Origin of the sequence: Argonema antarcticum A004/B2 (genome assembly GCF_023333585.1) — a bacterium.
GTDB lineage: Bacteria > Cyanobacteriota > Cyanobacteriia > Cyanobacteriales > Aerosakkonemataceae > Argonema > Argonema antarcticum.
On the sequence record NZ_JAIQZN010000011.1, the window covers coordinates 75,191 to 92,110 of the forward strand.

General features: G+C 44.5%; 14 protein-coding genes. 8 read left to right on the forward strand and 6 right to left on the reverse strand.

All coding sequences use genetic code 11. From position 1 onward, the window contains the following. Positions 1 to 285: 285 nt before the first annotated feature. From LAY57_RS07405 to LAY57_RS07420, 4 genes are all read right to left on the reverse strand, one after another. Complete coding sequence (locus tag LAY57_RS07405; RefSeq protein ID WP_249065764.1) at positions 286 to 2,529, reverse strand: O-linked N-acetylglucosamine transferase, SPINDLY family protein; 2,244 nt, start codon at positions 2,527 to 2,529, stop codon at positions 286 to 288. Positions 2,530 to 2,640: 111 nt separating this feature from the next. Beyond that, positions 2,641 to 3,192, reverse strand: a complete 552-nt coding sequence (locus LAY57_RS07410) for a type IV pilin-like G/H family protein (RefSeq protein WP_249065765.1) — start codon at positions 3,190 to 3,192, stop codon at positions 2,641 to 2,643. Between the two features lie 110 nt (positions 3,193 to 3,302). After that, positions 3,303 to 4,634, reverse strand: coding sequence for a class I SAM-dependent methyltransferase (locus LAY57_RS07415; RefSeq protein ID WP_249065766.1), 1,332 nt, complete (start codon positions 4,632 to 4,634; stop codon positions 3,303 to 3,305). Between the two features lie 95 nt (positions 4,635 to 4,729). Continuing rightward, complete coding sequence (locus LAY57_RS07420) at positions 4,730 to 6,055, reverse strand: class I SAM-dependent methyltransferase (protein WP_249065767.1); 1,326 nt, start codon at positions 6,053 to 6,055, stop codon at positions 4,730 to 4,732. 256 nt (positions 6,056 to 6,311) lie between these two features. On the opposite strand from LAY57_RS07420, the gene trxB reads away from it, so the two are divergent. From trxB to LAY57_RS07445, 5 genes are all read left to right on the forward strand, one after another. Continuing rightward, a complete protein-coding gene (gene trxB, locus LAY57_RS07425) occupies positions 6,312 to 7,682 on the forward strand; it encodes a thioredoxin-disulfide reductase (RefSeq protein ID WP_249065768.1) in 1,371 nt (456 codons plus the stop codon). A 98-nt stretch (positions 7,683 to 7,780) separates the two neighbouring features. Next, the gene (locus LAY57_RS07430) at positions 7,781 to 8,377 is read left to right on the forward strand and encodes a class I SAM-dependent methyltransferase (protein ID WP_249065769.1); all 597 of its coding nucleotides are present in this window, start codon (positions 7,781 to 7,783) and stop codon (positions 8,375 to 8,377) included. Positions 8,378 to 8,515: 138 nt separating this feature from the next. After that, on the forward strand, positions 8,516 to 9,670 hold the full coding sequence (locus tag LAY57_RS07435; protein ID WP_249065770.1) for a glycosyltransferase family 2 protein: 1,155 nt from the start codon (positions 8,516 to 8,518) through the stop codon (positions 9,668 to 9,670). Between the two features lie 28 nt (positions 9,671 to 9,698). Continuing rightward, complete coding sequence (locus LAY57_RS07440) at positions 9,699 to 10,589, forward strand: ABC transporter permease (protein WP_249065771.1); 891 nt, start codon at positions 9,699 to 9,701, stop codon at positions 10,587 to 10,589. Between the two features lie 232 nt (positions 10,590 to 10,821). After that, positions 10,822 to 11,751 carry an ROK family protein gene (locus LAY57_RS07445; protein WP_249065772.1) on the forward strand — a complete coding sequence of 310 codons (930 nt, stop codon included), beginning with the start codon at positions 10,822 to 10,824 and terminating at the stop codon, positions 11,749 to 11,751. A gap of 385 nt (positions 11,752 to 12,136) precedes the next feature. Here the strand turns inward: LAY57_RS07445 and LAY57_RS07450 are convergent, their stop codons facing one another. Further along, positions 12,137 to 12,556, reverse strand: coding sequence for a hypothetical protein (locus LAY57_RS07450; RefSeq protein ID WP_249065773.1), 420 nt, complete (start codon positions 12,554 to 12,556; stop codon positions 12,137 to 12,139). A gap of 290 nt (positions 12,557 to 12,846) precedes the next feature. After that, complete coding sequence (pyrG, locus tag LAY57_RS07455; RefSeq protein WP_249065774.1) at positions 12,847 to 14,544, reverse strand: CTP synthase; 1,698 nt, start codon at positions 14,542 to 14,544, stop codon at positions 12,847 to 12,849. A 341-nt stretch (positions 14,545 to 14,885) separates the two neighbouring features. On the opposite strand from pyrG, the gene LAY57_RS07460 reads away from it, so the two are divergent. From LAY57_RS07460 to LAY57_RS07470, 3 genes are all read left to right on the forward strand, one after another. Continuing rightward, positions 14,886 to 15,026, forward strand: a complete 141-nt coding sequence (locus LAY57_RS07460; RefSeq protein ID WP_249065775.1) for a hypothetical protein — start codon at positions 14,886 to 14,888, stop codon at positions 15,024 to 15,026. 62 nt (positions 15,027 to 15,088) lie between these two features. Continuing rightward, entirely contained in the window at positions 15,089 to 16,369 is a 1,281-nt protein-coding gene (locus LAY57_RS07465) for an RNA-guided endonuclease InsQ/TnpB family protein (RefSeq protein ID WP_249065776.1), read from the forward strand. A gap of 57 nt (positions 16,370 to 16,426) precedes the next feature. Beyond that, a complete protein-coding gene (locus tag LAY57_RS07470; RefSeq protein WP_249065777.1) occupies positions 16,427 to 16,822 on the forward strand; it encodes a pyridoxamine 5'-phosphate oxidase family protein in 396 nt (131 codons plus the stop codon). The last annotated feature ends 98 nt before the right edge of the window (positions 16,823 to 16,920 follow it).

Genomic DNA, 16,920 nt, shown 5'->3' on the forward strand with positions numbered 1-16,920 from the left:
TCTGTGGTTAAAATTTAACCCTCGATGACAACAGACAATTTCTCGCATCACGCTTACGCTACCGATGCAACCGGACATACAGCGGTTTCCGCTGTAATGAGGTACACTAAATATTCTGTAGCGGTTTGTAATAAATTGGTTTACTAATTGCTACTGTACCTCATAAGAGCGGGAACCGCTGTAATATAATTTGTATTGACACGCCCCTGGATACTTCAGAACGAGCGCAGGCCCGATCGCCCGCATGGCAAAAATGTCTCATCCTCAGCCAGGAAGTTGATTGTTCTAATTCTGAATATACTTCGCCCACATTTGCTCGTAAGCCTTTTCCATATTGCGAGTAAACTGTTTACCATTCCATAAGGGAGAAGTTTGCCTTGACTGCCGCAATTTCCAAGCAATTTGTTGCCGCAAAGTTGCGTCTTTACCCAAGCGGATACCCCACTCTACATATTCTTCATCTGTCCAGGCAATTCCTTCAGTTACTCCTACATTCATCATCATGGTATAGCTGTTGCGGCTGGCAAATTGCTCCCCCACCCGCGTCACCAAAGGAATACCCATCCAAAGCGTTTCTAGAGTGGTGGTGGCTCCATTATAAGGATAAGTATCTAATACCACATCGGCAATGCCCAGATTAGCTCGGTGAATTTCCTCAAAAGCTACATCAGGTAAAAACCGCAGGCGATCGCAACTTACACCCTCTGATTCTGCTATCTCAGTAAAAAAGCTTTCAATTGATTCTCGATCGGCAGTACCTTTGATTAAAAAGTAGCTATTCGGCACTTCCTTAACAATCTTCATTTGCAGTCGAACTGTATCGGGATGCCGCTTGAATCCCATCTGAGAACTAAAGTATATAACAGCATCGCTGGGAATGTTCAATATTTCTCGGCGTAAAGTTGGTACACCTACCTCAAAACCATCTACGGCTAAATAGATTTGAGGCAGTCGCCAAATTGTTTCGCTATAGTAATCTTGAGCAGATTCTGGTAAAACATACGGATCGGCAATAAAGTAGTCAACCGCCGGTATCCCAGAACCATCCCAGCCCAACCAAGTAACTTGAACAGGTGCCGGTTTTAGCGATGTAATCTCACAAATAATATCTAGAGTTATACTGTCAAGATCGATTAAAATATCAATCTCGTCCTGCTCAATTTGCTCTACTATTTCCGCTGCTTCTAATCCAGATTTATATGCTTTATCAACCTGATTGACATACCATTCCTGTAACGGATCGTTTCTTTGTTGAGCGTTGATAAAATAGCCATGAAGCTGAAAGCGATCGCGATCGTGATATTTGAGCAGCCATCGCGCTATCCAGCCTACAGAATGTCTTTTAAAGCAATGGGATAGGTATCCCAGCTTTAAACGGTTAGGAGTAGAGCCGATTTTGCTTGTACTAAATTTTCTTTTACGGTATTGCGGTTCTCTATCACTGCCATATTTTTGAATATTTGACTGGCAAATTTGAGCGACTTTATTTTGCAATCGTCTGTTAGTTTTAATGTCGTCTCGAAAATAGGGTAAAAAGAAAGTTGAAGAAAACAAACGTACAACTGTAGTGGGGTCGAGGTTGGTTTGTTGTGATTCAAACAACGACTGCAAAAGCGATTCGTGTCGAGCGAATACCGAACTAGCTTCTGCCCAATATTCACCAGCCGCAACCATCAAACCCCTTAGAATCAGATGGTTGGCAAAAACTTTTTCAGGCAATTCTTGTAAAATAGAATAGCATAATTTAGCGGTCTCTATCCCTTGAGAATATTCCCCCGCATCTTGATAAAAATTAGTCAGTTGAATTAATACTTCTGGATTTTGAGGAGCCAAACTCAAACCTAGCTCCAAAAAACTTGCGGCCAATCTCGGTTGCCGGGACGAATACGCTATTTTAACCGAGGTCAAAATCAAAATATCAAGAAAAATATAAGGTTCGCCAATATATGGTATGCACGCTTGGGCAAATTCCAGAGAGGATGGGTGCAAAGGATCTGTATCTAAAACGAGGCGCAAAACTTGCATCAGTAGATCGGAATCTAATGCCAACAGTTGTTGCGACTGGAGAGTTTCGATCGCACCGAGAGAATTCAGTTCCTCTCCCGTAAACGAATTCAACTTGATGGCAAGTTGAATTAAGTGCAACAAATTATTAATATCTGTGGAATTAATTTCCCGAATATGCTGCCGGATTCCCCAAGCAACTGAATTATCTGCCAGGATTTCCTGCCGTTCTGCTTCCGTTTGCAGAACCTCGATCAGTTGTTTAGTCCAATTTTCAATTTGTTCTGGATCGCCCTCCTCCATTCCTAACATCCAAGTCATTTGAGCTTCTGCCTCTTGTCCTTGCAAAAGCAACATCAATCCCAAATGCCAATAGTGTGAGCGGATGTCCGGTTCAGATGCGATCGTCGCAGACGTGCCGTAGGCAATCGCCTGTTCGTAGAGACTGGCAGCGCGATCGTAGTTTCCTTGGAGCAAACATTGATTAGCTTCCTGCTGCCAATTAGTCGCGTCAGTAGAAGACATGAGCGTTTTGGCCTAGCTGAAAAACAAATTGGGTAGCGTACACTTTGCTACCCATTTTCTCAAAAAATTCACTTAATTTAGGCGAGAACAATTCCCGAGCGACTGTCTGTCTTACTTGAGGGGCTGAGCGTTACCAGGGCATTGCACTTCAGTTGCCGCTACTGTACCAGCCGCAGGTGCATCGCCAGCATTTTTAGTTTCACAAACTACTGCCTGCGAGGTTTTGTCAGCACCTGCTACTGGGGCGATCAAGCCTACAACTCCTGTGTAGTTTTTGAGAGCCTTAGATATTGTGGTAGCGTCCGCAAGGGCGTTTGCTCCGTCAGTACCAATTCCCGACAGCGTATATTTGTAGTTAGAGGTTTGAGTCTTGATACCAACTGCCAAGCTAGCCCAGTCATTAGGGTTAGAGGCAGTTATAAAGGTACCATTTTCTGTGTAGTATGCTTGCTGAGATTTATTGATTGAAGAAACATACTGCTTACCTTCTGCCTGCTTACCTTTGTTTGCTTGGTTAAGGAAGGAAGGTAAAGCAATAGCAGCCAGAATACCGATAATGATGATAACGACCAACAGTTCAATCAGGGTGAAACCTTGTTCTCCAGTTTCTTGTTTCTTTTGGTTGATGTGTAACAGGAACTTGGTTTTAAATGTAGTATTCATGAGAATCGATCCTTCAGATCTAGGTGGGTGTTTTCTGCCTTATATATAGAACTTACCCACATCAGATCGATTTCATATCACCTGCCGCCAAATTTTTTTGGGGATTAGGTTCAATCCTCTCCAGGTCTGCGTTCCAGAAGTACGAACCCTATCTCCTCCAGGGTAGTTAGCATCTGTTTGACAGTTTGGAAGGCCACTTCTGGCTCTGTTGGCTGTAGGGTGAGTGGATGCACGGGTCTGACTTGCAGCCACTGCTCTACCAGGGAGCTAATCCGCTGTGGCCTGTCCAAAAGGGGTATGATGCAGGCTGCGACCGCACTGTCCATTAGAAGAGCAGGGTCTTTGGCAAATGGCAAATACTGGCTGATGGCGAAAGACTGGATCTGGGTAGCGCAGGCAACCAACTCTTCTCTAACTTGTGTCGCTTTCATTTGAGGATGGATATGCACTAAGGCTCCCTGCCAGTCAAGAGCAGTCCACTCGGCAACTGGCACAACCGGCTTGGCAGCGTTAGAATGACCGCACCAAAAGTCAAGCAACCTGTGGATAGGATGTAAAAGTTCAAATAAGTGCAGCTGCTCTTCTAGTGAAAGACCTGGTAAGCTCATGCCTAGAAAAACCGGCAAATTGTCTGGCTCTATAAATAGATCCATCAATTCCCACTGGGGCCAATTCACCATGCTAACGAACTCTAAATCAGCCGCTCTCAGGGCTGAAAAAACTTCTGGGATAGTGTAGCCTTTATCTCCCTGAAGCAAATAATTGGCGATAAACCATTCTTCGTCGTTTTCTTGAGCAGGTATCCAAGTATTTACCTTGAGCAGGGCGTCATCTTTCAAAGTCTTCATAATTTCCCGAACTTGTTCGATTTCGGCTTCTTCTGGGTTGTCATCAAGTAAACCCAACATTTTAAAGACTTCCTGCGCCCTGTAATAGTTTTCTCGCTGTAGCGAACTGTGCAAATTGGTACGTATAATGCCATCGGGCTTTAGAACCGACTTCATTGCTTCCAATCCTGCGGCTGGGTTGGGCAAGAGATACAAAACTTCGTCGTTATTTATGTAATCAAATTCTCGATCGAGTTTCGGTAAATCTTCAATCGAGAGAGGATAGAATTCGGCTTCCTCAAAACCGTGATACTGCAAACGCTGGCGTGCCAGCTTAACCGACTCTTCTGACAAGTCAATTCCCACGATTTTCGCGCCGGGATTTGCTACTGCCAATGCTAGAGTTTTGTAGCCAGTTCCGCAGCCAGCATCCAAAATTACTTTGCCTTCTGTTTCTACGACTTTTTGGTTTCTCAGGTAATAAGGAGTTACCAAGTTATGGATATAGAGATACTGAATATTCCTGGGGTAAAAATCTAAGGGGGCTCTCGGATAAGGGGCGGCGTCAAATTGCTTGCGTACTTTTTCTAGTGAATCCAATGCTTGCTCATTCATTTTGAGGTTCTCCTATAGTTCATCGTTTATTGTTCATTGTTTAATTCTGGCTCGGATGAACCATCAAATAGGAAGCAAATGCCGTACTCAGAAATTTAATGTTTCCTTTCCAGGAGTACAAACCCTATCTGCTCCAGGTTAGTTAGCTGCTTTTTGACGTTATTAAAAGCAGCTTCTGAATCAGTTGGATTTAAAGTTATGGGATCGACTGGCTTCAATTTTTGCCAGCGCTCTACTAATGAAGTAACCGACTGGGGCCTCTCAAAAAGGGGTAGGAGACACGCTCCGGCTGTATTTTCTAAAAAAAGAACGGGGTCTTTAGCAAATGGCAGATATCGGCTGATTTCAAAAGACTGAATGTTCTTAATGCAGGCAACCATTTCTTCTTTAATTTCTGTTGTTTTTAGCTGAGGATGTATATGCACCAACGCTCCCTGCCAATCAGACGACGACCATTCGGCAACTGGCACAACCGCCTTTGCAGTGTTAGGATGACCGCACCAAAAGTCAAGCAGGCGGGATACAGAATGCAAAAGTTCAAATAAATGCAGCCGTTCTTCTAATGAAAAGTGTGGTAATTTCTTTGCGAGAGCATCTGGCAATTTTTCGCTTTTTTTGAACAAATCCAACAATTGCCACTGGTGCCAATTCACCATGCTGACCAACTCCAAGTCAGCAGATCTCAAAGCTGAAAACATTTGAGGTACGGTGTAGCCTTTATCGCCCTGAAGTAAAAGATTTACGAGAATTCGTTCGTCGTCATTTTCAAACTCAGGCTTCCAAGCAGTTGCTTTAAAACCTACATTATGTTTCAAAGCTTTAGCAGTTTCTCGAACTAATTGAACTTCCAACTCTCCTGGAGCTTCTTCCATTAATCCCAATATTGTAAAACTTTTCTGAGCTTTATAAAATTGAGACCGCTGGAGGGAACTATGGAGATTTGTACGGATGATTCCTTCTGGTTTTAAAACTGACTTCATTGCCTGCAATGCTGCGGCTGTATCGGGCATAAGATACAAAACTTCATCGGCGTTTATGTAATCAAATTCCAGGGCAAGGTTCGGTAAATCTTCAATCGATTTTGCATAAAATTCGGCATTCTCAATCCCGTGATATTGCAACCGCTGTCGCGCCAATTTTACCGACTCTTCCGATAGGTCGATTCCCACGATTTTCGCGCCGGGATTTGCTATGGCCAGTGCCAGTGCTTTGTAGCCGGTGCCACAGCCTGCGTCTAAAATCACCTTGCCTTCAGTTTCTATAAGTTTTTGGTTTCTTAAGTAATAAGCAGTTACTAGGCTATGTATATAGAGAAGTTTGATGTTATTTTTAGGAGAACTATCTAATGGTATTCTCGGATAAGGGGCAGCATCAAATTGCTGACGCATTTTCTCTATATAATCCGATGCTTGAGTATCCATTTTGAGAAGTCCTCTTACTTAAATTTAGGAATTAATTGTTGCCCAGATGTACGAACTCTTTACTTTGAAGTATTTTCATTCATAGTCTCAGAGTACAACAATCGGCGATCGCTTCGCTAGCTCCATCCGAAAAAAGAGGGGAAGCCGGGGAACAGGGGACAATCAGCTAGAGCCAAACAGAACTGAAATCTCGGCTGAGAGTGGTAGCCCGTTATGCTATGATTAAACGTAGTCGTTATGAGTTTATTTTAAGGTAATGGCAAACCCAACTGTGGAGAATTTGGTGATTATTGGCTCTGGCCCAGCAGGTTATACAGCCGCCATCTATGCGGGACGCGCCAACCTGAAACCGTTTGTGTTTGAGGGCTATCAAGCTGGAGGCTTGCCGGGTGGGCAGCTGATGACGACAACTGAAGTGGAGAATTTTCCCGGCTTTCCTGATGGAATTATGGGGCCGGAATTAATGGATCGGATGAAGGAGCAGGCGCAGAGGTGGGGGGCCCAGTTAGTCACCGAGGATGTAATATCCGTTGATTTAAGCCAGCGTCCTTTTACTGTTCGCTCCCAGGAACGGGAAGTTAGAGCCCATAGCATTATCATTACCACAGGTGCTACGGCGAAAAGGTTGGGTCTGCCCAGCGAAGATGAATTTTGGAGCCGAGGCATCTCAGCTTGTGCGATTTGCGATGGGGCTACCCCTATTTTCCACGATGCCGAACTAGCGGTGGTAGGGGCTGGTGACTCGGCGGCAGAAGAATCGATTTATCTGACCAAGTACGGCTCTCGCGTACATCTGCTGGTGCGAAGCGACAAAATGCGTGCTTCTAAAGCGATGCAGGATCGGGTGCTGAGTAACCCCAAAATTACGGTTCGCTGGAATAGCCAGCCAGTGGATGTCGTGGGTGAGGACAGTCGCATGAATGGGGTAAAAATCCGCAATACTGAGACTGGAGAGGAAAGCGTGGTGGCGGTGAAGGGGTTGTTTTATGCGATCGGCCACACTCCCAACACCTCTTTGTTTAAAGGGCAGCTGGAACTCGATGAGGTAGGTTACATTGTCACAAAACACGGTTCGGTAGAAACCAGCGTGGAGGGCGTTTTCGCGGCTGGAGATGTGCAAGATCGCGAGTTTCGTCAGGCGATAACTGCTGCGGGTACAGGCTGTATGGCGGCTATGCTGGCGGAAAGGTGGCTATCTGCTAATGGTCTTATCCAAGAATTTCATCAAACGCCCGCTTCTGAAAGACCGGATACTCAAGCAGCTGCTAAGAAAACTGAAGCGGAACAAGCCTCGGAGTTTAGTCTAGAGGGGACGCGCCATAAGGGTGGCTATGCGCTCAGGAAACTTTTCCACGAGAGCGATCGCCTGTTGGTAGTCAAGTACGTCTCACCCCACTGCGGCCCTTGTCACACCCTCAAGCCTATTCTAGATAAGGTGGTGGATGAATTCGACAGCAAAATTCACTTCGTAGAAATCGACATCCAGGAAGACCCAGATATTGCCAAAAACGCTGGCGTTACTGGAAGTCCGACGATTCAGTTCTTCAAAGACAAGGAATTGCTGACCGAACTTAAAGGCGTCAAGCCAAAGAGCCAATATCGGGAACTCATTGTGCAATATTTATAGCCTTACTCTGAAAACTAGCTCCTTGTTTAGTTTGTAAACTTCTCGCGCTCCGTAGCCGGAGAAGTTTATGATGAGTTAAGAGCTAAATAATTCAGAGGATGACAGAAACCAACATTAATCTTCAACCAAATTATTGGAATGAAGTTTGGCAAAAAGAAGGTAGCGATACCTGGCGTCGATATCCTGGGTGTTTCGGCAGGATTTGCTGGGCGGTGGGGCATTTCAATGAAGTGCTGGAACTCGGATGCGGTACGGGTGTCTTAGCTCGTCAGTTGTTGGATTTTGGTAATACGGTGACCGGATTGGATATTTCTGAAGCTGCGATCGCTCAATTGCCCCCCGAAATCAAAGGCGTTGTCTCTACTCTGCCTGATATTCCCCTCCCAGACAACAGCTTCGATGTCGTAGTCGCTACAGAGGTTTTAGAACACTTAGATGACGATCGAACCTGTGTCAAAGAGGCGGTTCGAGTTCTCCGTCCCGGTGGCAGAGCTTTTTTTGGCGTACCGAACGATTGCCTTGGGCCTGAAGAAGAACCCGAACACATTCGCAAATACACTGCCGAAACTTTATCAGACCTTCTCTCTCCTTACGGTTTTGTTTTTATAGAAGAATTTGTTGATGAATTCATTGCCGCTCCTGGGCACATTATTGCTCTGCCCACTCTTTTGGCAGCCGTCTACATTTCATCTTAAAGATTATGGTAATCAGTACGGCTCTTCCGTACTTACTATGCTATTTGAGCAGAGGAGTAGAGAAAAGAAATAAAAATGTTCTCAAGTGAACAAAAGCATAGCAACTCCGAAAGAACCTAAAAAGGTGAGGTATGTAGGATGGAAAAGTCTTTAAATTTGCTAAATAAACCAATTTTATCTTTGTGCATGATTGTTAAAAACGAAAAAGAGAATTTACCTCGGTGTCTCGCCAGCGCTAAACCCTATGTCGATGAAATGATTGTAGTAGATACTGGTTCGCAGGATGGAACACCTGAAATTGCTCTGAGCTATGGAGCAAAAGTTAGCTATTTCGAGTGGTGCGATGATTTTTCGGCTGCTCGTAATTATTCTATCTCTCTGGCATCTGGTGACTGGATTTTGCTATTGGATGCAGATGAAGAGTTAGTGGTCGAAACTGAAAATTTCAAACAACAACTAGCTGATAACAAGGAGCTTCTTGGCTACGCACTGGTTAGGGAAGACTTGAATGTCACAAATATTATTGGCGGTTTTCATGGGAGATTATTTCGGAATTTGCCAAATCTCAGATATGTAAATCGCTTTCATGAGCAGCTTAAGTATCAAGATAAAAACCTAGTTTACGGTAAATTAGAGGGTATAAAAATAATTCATTACGGCAATTTCGAGGAAGAAAAAGTCATAAAAAAAGCCGCAAATCGCGATATTCCCATACTGGAAGATATGCGAAAAAAAGAAGATCTTAGCCTATGGCTTTTAGATTGTCTCGCTCGAAAATATACGCGAATTGGGGATAGAGAGAAAGCTGAAGAATGCTATGTAGAAGTCTTAGATAAACTCTCACCGAATTTGATGGATGGAGATCCACCTGAAGATTTTTTCTGGGTTCCTACATTACTTCATATTTTAGGAGTGCAGCTTTTGGAGCAAAAAGATTATGAAACGGCGCGGTTAATTTGCCAACGAGGTCTAGAATGGTGTCCTAATTATCCACCAATAAATAATCTGGCTGGTGAGATAGTCAGGGCTTTAGGATTTCCGTTAGGAGCTATTGCTTATTTTGAAAAATGCTTGCAACTGGGTCAAGAGGGCAATTACTATATAGGAGAACCTTTTGAAGAAAGTTTTTTGACTACATACCCTGCATATAATATAGGTTGTACCTACATGGAAATGCAACGCCTCCAAGAAGCATTAGCTGCCTTTGAACTGGCGCTAACATTTGATGCTAATTTTACGGCGGCTCATCAAAAAACAGATGAAATTAAACAAATATTAGCATCTGCAAGATAGTGTTTGATAAACAGTTTATATAAAATAAATGACCCCCACCAAAACCAAGTCACCTCAATTTTTACGTTTTTTCGATCGGCCCAGTCTGTCAATGCAACTGATGGCTGTGGGATTAGTAATTACTTTGTTCTTTGTATTGGTAGCTATCTTAGCTCCCGCTTTTCAAGCCTGGGGATGGTTGCAAAATCCGACAGAATCCTTGAGTAATCCGATACACGAAGCGCCTTCGTGGAAACATTGGTTTGGCACCAGTCGCCAAGGCTACGATGTTTTCTCGCGGACGCTGTTTGGCAGCCAAGCGGCGCTGCAAGTGGTTATTTTGGCAACAACACTCAGTTTGGTAATTGGTGTGCCGCTGGGTTTAGTTAGCGGTTATTTGGGCGGCAGGCTCGATCGCGTGCTGCTGTTTGTAATGGATACAATTTATACTTTACCGGGGTTGTTACTGTCGGTGACGCTGGCTTTTGTGGTGGGGCGGGGAGTGTTGAATGCGGCGATCGCACTCAGCATCTCCTACATTCCTCAATACTACCGCGTGGTTCGCAACCACACCGTTAGCGTCAAAACAGAACTGTTTATCGAAGCAGCGCAGGCGATGGGTGCCGACACCTGGACTGTTTTATCTCGCTACCTATTTCTGAACGTAATTCAAAGCGTACCCGTGCTGTTTACCCTCAACAGCGCCGATGCCATTTTAACGTTGGGAGGCTTAGGCTTTTTGGGGTTGGGACTCCCCGATGAAGTGCCAGAATGGGGTCACGATTTAAAACTGGCTTTGGAAGCTTTGCCTGTCGGCATTTGGTGGACAACCTTGTTTCCGGGTTTAGCTCTTACTCTCATGGTGGTTGGGTTATCTTTGTTGGGAGAAGGATTAACCGAGTTTGTTAATCCCCGGTTGCGAAAAGGAATTAGGGGCTAGGGGCTAGGGGCATTTGCACTCAGCACTTTGTTATAAGCTGCTACGCATCTAAAATGACCGTCAGTTTTACATACGGTAGGGCATACCGAAATTAACGCTTGTGGAGAGACGATCCTCTACTTAAACCTGGCAGCAGCGTTTAAGCAAGATTGCTCATTGAAGCAAGAATCCCCGTCCCTTTAGGGCTGGGGAGTGTCAAAGATTAGCAAGAAATATCTGCAAAAATTTCAGCATGGGAACAGACTCCAATCTTTTAACTCAGCAACAATCAGGGCCTCAAGTATTGGGCATCGATTTAGGCGGAACAGCAATTAAACTCGGACGCTTCCTAGAAGATGGGACTTGCTTGCAGTCGTTGACTGTGCCAACGCCGCAACCGGCGACACCAGAAGCAGTTGTAGAGGCGATCGCAGACGCAGTAACTGCCTGCGGCAAAAGTGAAGTAAAAGCGATCGGTTTTGGCACACCAGGCCCTGTGGATGCCGCTGGACGCATTGTCAGAGTAGCGATTAACCTGGCGGGATGGAAGGATGTTCCCCTAGCTGACTTGTTAGAGGCAAAGACAGGTTTACCGACCATTATGGCCAACGATGCCAACTGCGCTGGGTTGGGAGAAGCTTGGTTAGGCGCGGGTCGCCGGTTTAGTAACATGATTTTGCTGACATTGGGAACGGGAGTGGGTGGTGCGATTATCCTTGATGGGAAGCTATTTACAGGTCATCAAGGTGCAGGTGGGGAGTTGGGGTTAATTACTTTGAACCCGGATGGCCCAGAATGTAATAGCGGCAATCGAGGTTCCTTCGAGCAATATGTCTCGGTACAGGCAATTCGACGCCGGACGGGTTTAGAACCGGAGGACTTGGGGCGACGGGCCAAAGCAGGCGATCGCGAAGCTTTAGAATTCTGGGAAAGTTACGGACGAGATCTGGGTGTTGGGTTGGCAAGTTTAATCTACGTTTTGACCCCGGAAGCAATTATCATTGGCGGGGGAGTAAGTGCCAGTGCGGAGTTTTTCTTCCCTACCGCTATGGCAGAAATAAATCGTCGGGTTTTGCCAAGTTCCCGCGCCCTTTTGCAACTATTGGTAGCAGAATTAGGCAATCAAGCGGGGATGGTTGGTGCGGCTAAATTGGCTTGGGAAAAATTTTTAAATTATAGCTAGGGACTAGGGGCTAGGGACTAGGGGCTAGGGAAGAGGGAAGAGGGAAGAGGGAAGAGGGAAGAGGGAAGAGGGAAGAGGGAAGAGGGAAAAGCTTACGACTATCGGGGATTATGAACCAGAGGTAAGAGTTGGCGTTGCCCTAACCGACTCTCGTCGGTTGCTATAATTTAGGATAAGATTTGGATCGTTACAGTAGCATAAGACCGATCTCGTCAACTTTTCTGTTGTTATCGTTGGTTAAATTTTTACCGCAGATGAAGACAGATGTTGACGCAGCCTTCCCGTAGGGTAGACAGATGAACGCAGATGAACGCAGATAAGATTAAGAACAGGAATTTTTTAGGTGACCGATTTTTAGGAAGATTCCAGATTCCAGAGGGTAGTGTCAAGGTAGGGTGTAACCTGTGATCTGTTTGATATAGCTAATTACTTTTTCATAAGCCTCCAAGTTATTTTGGGGGTGGATCACTATTGGCATGGCATTATCTGGCAACCAAAAAGTTATCCTGCCGTTCGGCTCGCAAGAAAAAGTACTGATAAACTTGAGATTGATGAGATAATCATTCCTCTCGTAGTAAATTTTTACCCAATAAGATTCAAAATCATGTCCCATCGCTGCTTGGATGTAGGACAGCACTTTTTGATGAGCTTCTGGGTGGCCCTGGGAGTTAATGACGATCGGAAAGGAACTATCTGGCAACCAAAAAGTGATCCTGCCGTTCGGCTCGTAAGAAAAAGTACAAACTCGGTCGAGATCGATTACATACTCTTTCCTCTCGTAATTAATTTTGATCCAATACGCCACAGGCTCTCCTCACAACCGCCGTTTGCCCTAGAACACCGATTCCGTAATGCCAGAAATCGGGTTTCTGTGGGTTAAAGCAACGAAATATCGACTTTGACAAACAAATAAACCCGGTTTCTCATCCCCGATCGCAAATACTGAATTGGCATTATCGATCGCATCCTTATCTACAAAATTCTACAATTTCGTAGAACATATCCGAATTTTTGCCGTTGCCGAGTATGAAGTGAATATACTGCACGATTGGTATTCGGGCATAGCTGTTTGAGGGGATCGACTGCCGAACATAGCTAGGATATTGCCGAAGCATTCAGGGATGGGATGGTTTGAGCGTCGGCGTGAACCTCCTCTTTTACAGAAGGGATATCCTGCTCTGGGACTTCGCCAACCGAAAGTAGGGCTAACGCGGCTTGGATAAATCCTTTAAACAAAGGATGGGGAGTGCTGGGCCTTGATTGAAACTCTGGGTGAAATTGTGTGGCAATGAAGAAGGGGTGGTTGGGGAGTTCGATAATTTCTACTAAGCGCCCGTCGGGAGAGGTGCCGCTAATTGCATACCCGCTTTCTAGAAAGAGGTTGCGATAGGCATTGTTAAATTCGTACCTATGCCGATGGCGTTCGTAAATCACTTCTTGCTGATAAAGACGGTAAGCTAGGGTATTGAGTGCCAAACGGCAAGGATAAAGACCCAGCCTCATGGTGCCGCCTAAATCGACGACATCTTGCTGTTCTGGCAACAAGTTGATGACTGGATTCGGTGTATCGGGGGCAAACTCAGCGCTGTTGGCATCTTCTAAACCAGCAAGGTTACGCGCCCACTCAACGACCGAACACTGCATCCCCAAGCATAAACCCAAGAAGGGAATATTGTTTTCGCGGGCATATTTCACTGCGGCAATCTTACCATCTACCCCCCGGTTACCAAAACCTCCCGGTACGACGATGCCATTTACGCCCTCTAAATACTTCTGGGCACCATTGACTTCGATCTCTTCTGAGTTGACCCACCTGACGTTCAGGTCGAGGGAGAATTCGATCGCAGCATGACGCAAAGCTTCTCCCATCGACAGGTAAGCATCGCTTAATCGGACGTATTTACCAACGATCGCAATCTCAATTCGCTTCGTGGGAGAATAAAGATGATCTACTAGGGTTTGCCACTGTTTTAAGTTGGGTTGACGCTGTTCTAGTTGGAGGATGTCTAGCGCTTGCTGTGCCAGTCCTTCCCGTTCTAGCATCAACGGCACTTCGTAGATGCTGTTAGCATCTTGAGCTGCGATCACGCATTCAAGCGGCACGTCGCAGAATTCTGATAGTTTGTCTTTGAGTCCTTGGGCTATGGGCCGATCGCACCGACAAACTAAAATATCCGGTTGAATCCCAATCGATCGCAATTCCTTCACCGAATGCTGCGTCGGCTTAGTTTTCATCTCTCCCGCCGAAGCAATCCAAGGCACCAGCGTTACGTGGACGTACAGCACGTTCTGCCGCCCCACATCCTTGCGTAACTGGCGAATAGCTTCCATGAAAGGTAACGATTCAATATCGCCAACCGTGCCGCCAATTTCCGTAATTACCACATCTGGATTGGTATTTTTAGCTACTCTCTGTATACGATCTTTAATCTCGTTCGTGATATGGGGAATTACCTGAACTGTGCCCCCCATATAGTCGCCCCGACGCTCCTTATTTATAACCGCCTGGTAAATCGAACCTGTCGTCACACTATTGAGGCGAGACATGGAGGTATCCGTGAAGCGCTCATAGTGTCCCAAGTCCAGGTCTGTTTCGGCACCATCTTCCGTGACAAATACTTCCCCGTGCTGGTAGGGACTCATCGTTCCCGGATCGACATTAATATAAGGGTCAAGTTTCAGAATCGAGACGGAATAATCCCGCGATTTCAACAACCGCCCCAGACTGGCGGCGACAATTCCCTTGCCGATACTGGAGACTACACCGCCTGTGACAAAGACAAACTTGGTCATAACACGATTAAAATTAAAGCGTTCTTGCAAACCACCCCGTCAATTGTGCCACACTCTTAGCTTTCTGCGCGAACAGTTTGCTATTAACCGAGCTACAGTCTAGAGGATAGAATAGCATTTCAAGCTGGTTACCAGCTTTTTTAACCATATTAGCTAGATTTTCGGTGATATCATCAAATTGTCTGTTGCGATCGTTGGTTAAATTTTACCGCAGATGAAGACAGATGTAGGCAAAGCCTTCCCGCAGGGTACGCAGATAAACGCAGATAAGAATAAGAACAGGATTTTTTTGTAACCGATGTTACCGGATATGATATGACCAATGAGGAGTTTTTTTTGCAATGGCTAAGTTCTACTCGGAGTTGAATGAAGACTTACGTAATTTTATTGAAGCACAAAAAATATTCTTCACGGCGACTGCACCAATAACGGGGAGAATTAATCTCTCGCCAAAAGGGGTAAATACAGTTCCAAAAACTTAGCCAATTCTGCTCAATCTTACTCATTTTTATAGCTAAATGCCAATAGTGAGTAAGCTTTTGCGATGAAGGTTTTCCAAAAACCCTTCTTTCCCTATAATCAAAACATGAAGCTAGTTGAACGTCATATCATCGCAAAAAACCATCCCCTCTGGTCAGAAATTGACCACTTGGCTTTTTTGTCAAAAAATTTGTTTAACCTAGCTAATTATCATTATCGTCAACACTTCTTTCAACACCACCAGAAATTAAACTTTAACCAACTTTACCACCTCCTATCCCAAGCCCAAGACTACAAAGCCTTACCAACAAAAGTTAGTAAGCAAATCATCCGTCGATTAGATTCAGCCTGGACAAGTTATTTTCAAGCTGTAAAAACCTGGCAGAAACATCCCGAAAAATTCTTAGTTAAACCAAAAATACCGGGATATAAACATAAAACAAAAGGGCGCAATATCCTCCCGTATTCTCACGAATCAATCTCGAAAAAAGCCTTGAAAAAAGGAATCTGTCACCTATCCATGAGTGAAATACAAATTCCCACATCAACAAAGGAAATAATCGAAGCGAGGATCGTGCCGAAAAGTAGTTGTTATATAATCGAAATAGTTTATGAAAAAGTAGAGGAGACAACCAATCATCAACAAATAGCCGGGATAGACTTAGGAGTTAATAACTTAATGGCTGTAACTACCAATCAAACAGGCGTCAGACCTTTTTTGATTAAAGGCAGACCACTAAAAGCAATTAACACCTTTTACAATAAACAACGTTCCTCTTTACAATCCCAGCTAAAACTCAAGCATAATCAAACCCAATCTCAAAGATTAAAAAACCTCACTCATAAACGTAACTGTAGAGTAGAGAATTATCTACATACAGCCAGCAGAAGAGTGATAAATTGGTGTAGACAGCATCACATAGGAATCCTAGTAATTGGGCATAATGCTAAGTGGAAACAATCAATTAACTTAGGGAAAAGGAACAATCAACAATTTGTGAACATTCCCCATTATAGGTTAATAGAAATGTTGAACTATAAAGCTCAATTGAAAGGAATAAAAGTAGTCATCACAGAAGAATCTTATACCTCTGTGGCCAGTGCTGTCGATGGGGATGATGTACCTAAATATGGGGAAAAAAAACCAGTGTTTCAGGGAAAAAGAGTAGCTAGAGGATTGTATAAAACAGCGAAGGGTAGGTTATTAAATGCCGATGTGAATGGGTCATTTAATATTACTCGAAAAGTAATTCCTGATGTCTTTGACCAAGGAATAAAGGGTTTGCCGTTTAACCCTGTGGTGCTTGACCCACTACGAATGACCGGCCTTTCAGCCTTTGAGTAGGTTTGAGTAGGTTTTGTTGAGCGGTGTGATACCTTTCGCTGCATTGATAATAAAACAGTGGCTTATCTCGATTTAACTGGAAGTGGGAACGAAACGGCAGCGCATTTAAATGAAAATGGACGGATGACAATTATGTTTTGCAGTTTTTCCGATCGGCCCTTGATTTTGCGTCTCTACGGACAAGGGCGCATAATTAGCTCCAGACATCAAGAATGGCACAAATTTTACTCTCTATTTGAGCCGACACCGGGAGAACGTCAAATTGTTGTGCTTGATGTTGAGTCGGTACAAACATCTTGCGGATATGGCGTACCCATTTACGAACTTAAGGAAGAAAGAAACACGCTGGTAGAATGGGCAAACAAAAAGGGAAAACAAGGGATTGTTGACTATTGGCAAGAAAAAAACCAAAAAAGCATAGATGGATTGCCAACAAAGATTTTTGATAATTAGTCAATAGTGAACACCCAGAAACCCGGTTGATTGGAGAAACCGGGTTTCTAAGGGCCTAAAAACAACTGAACACCCAGAAACCCGGTTGATTGGAGAAA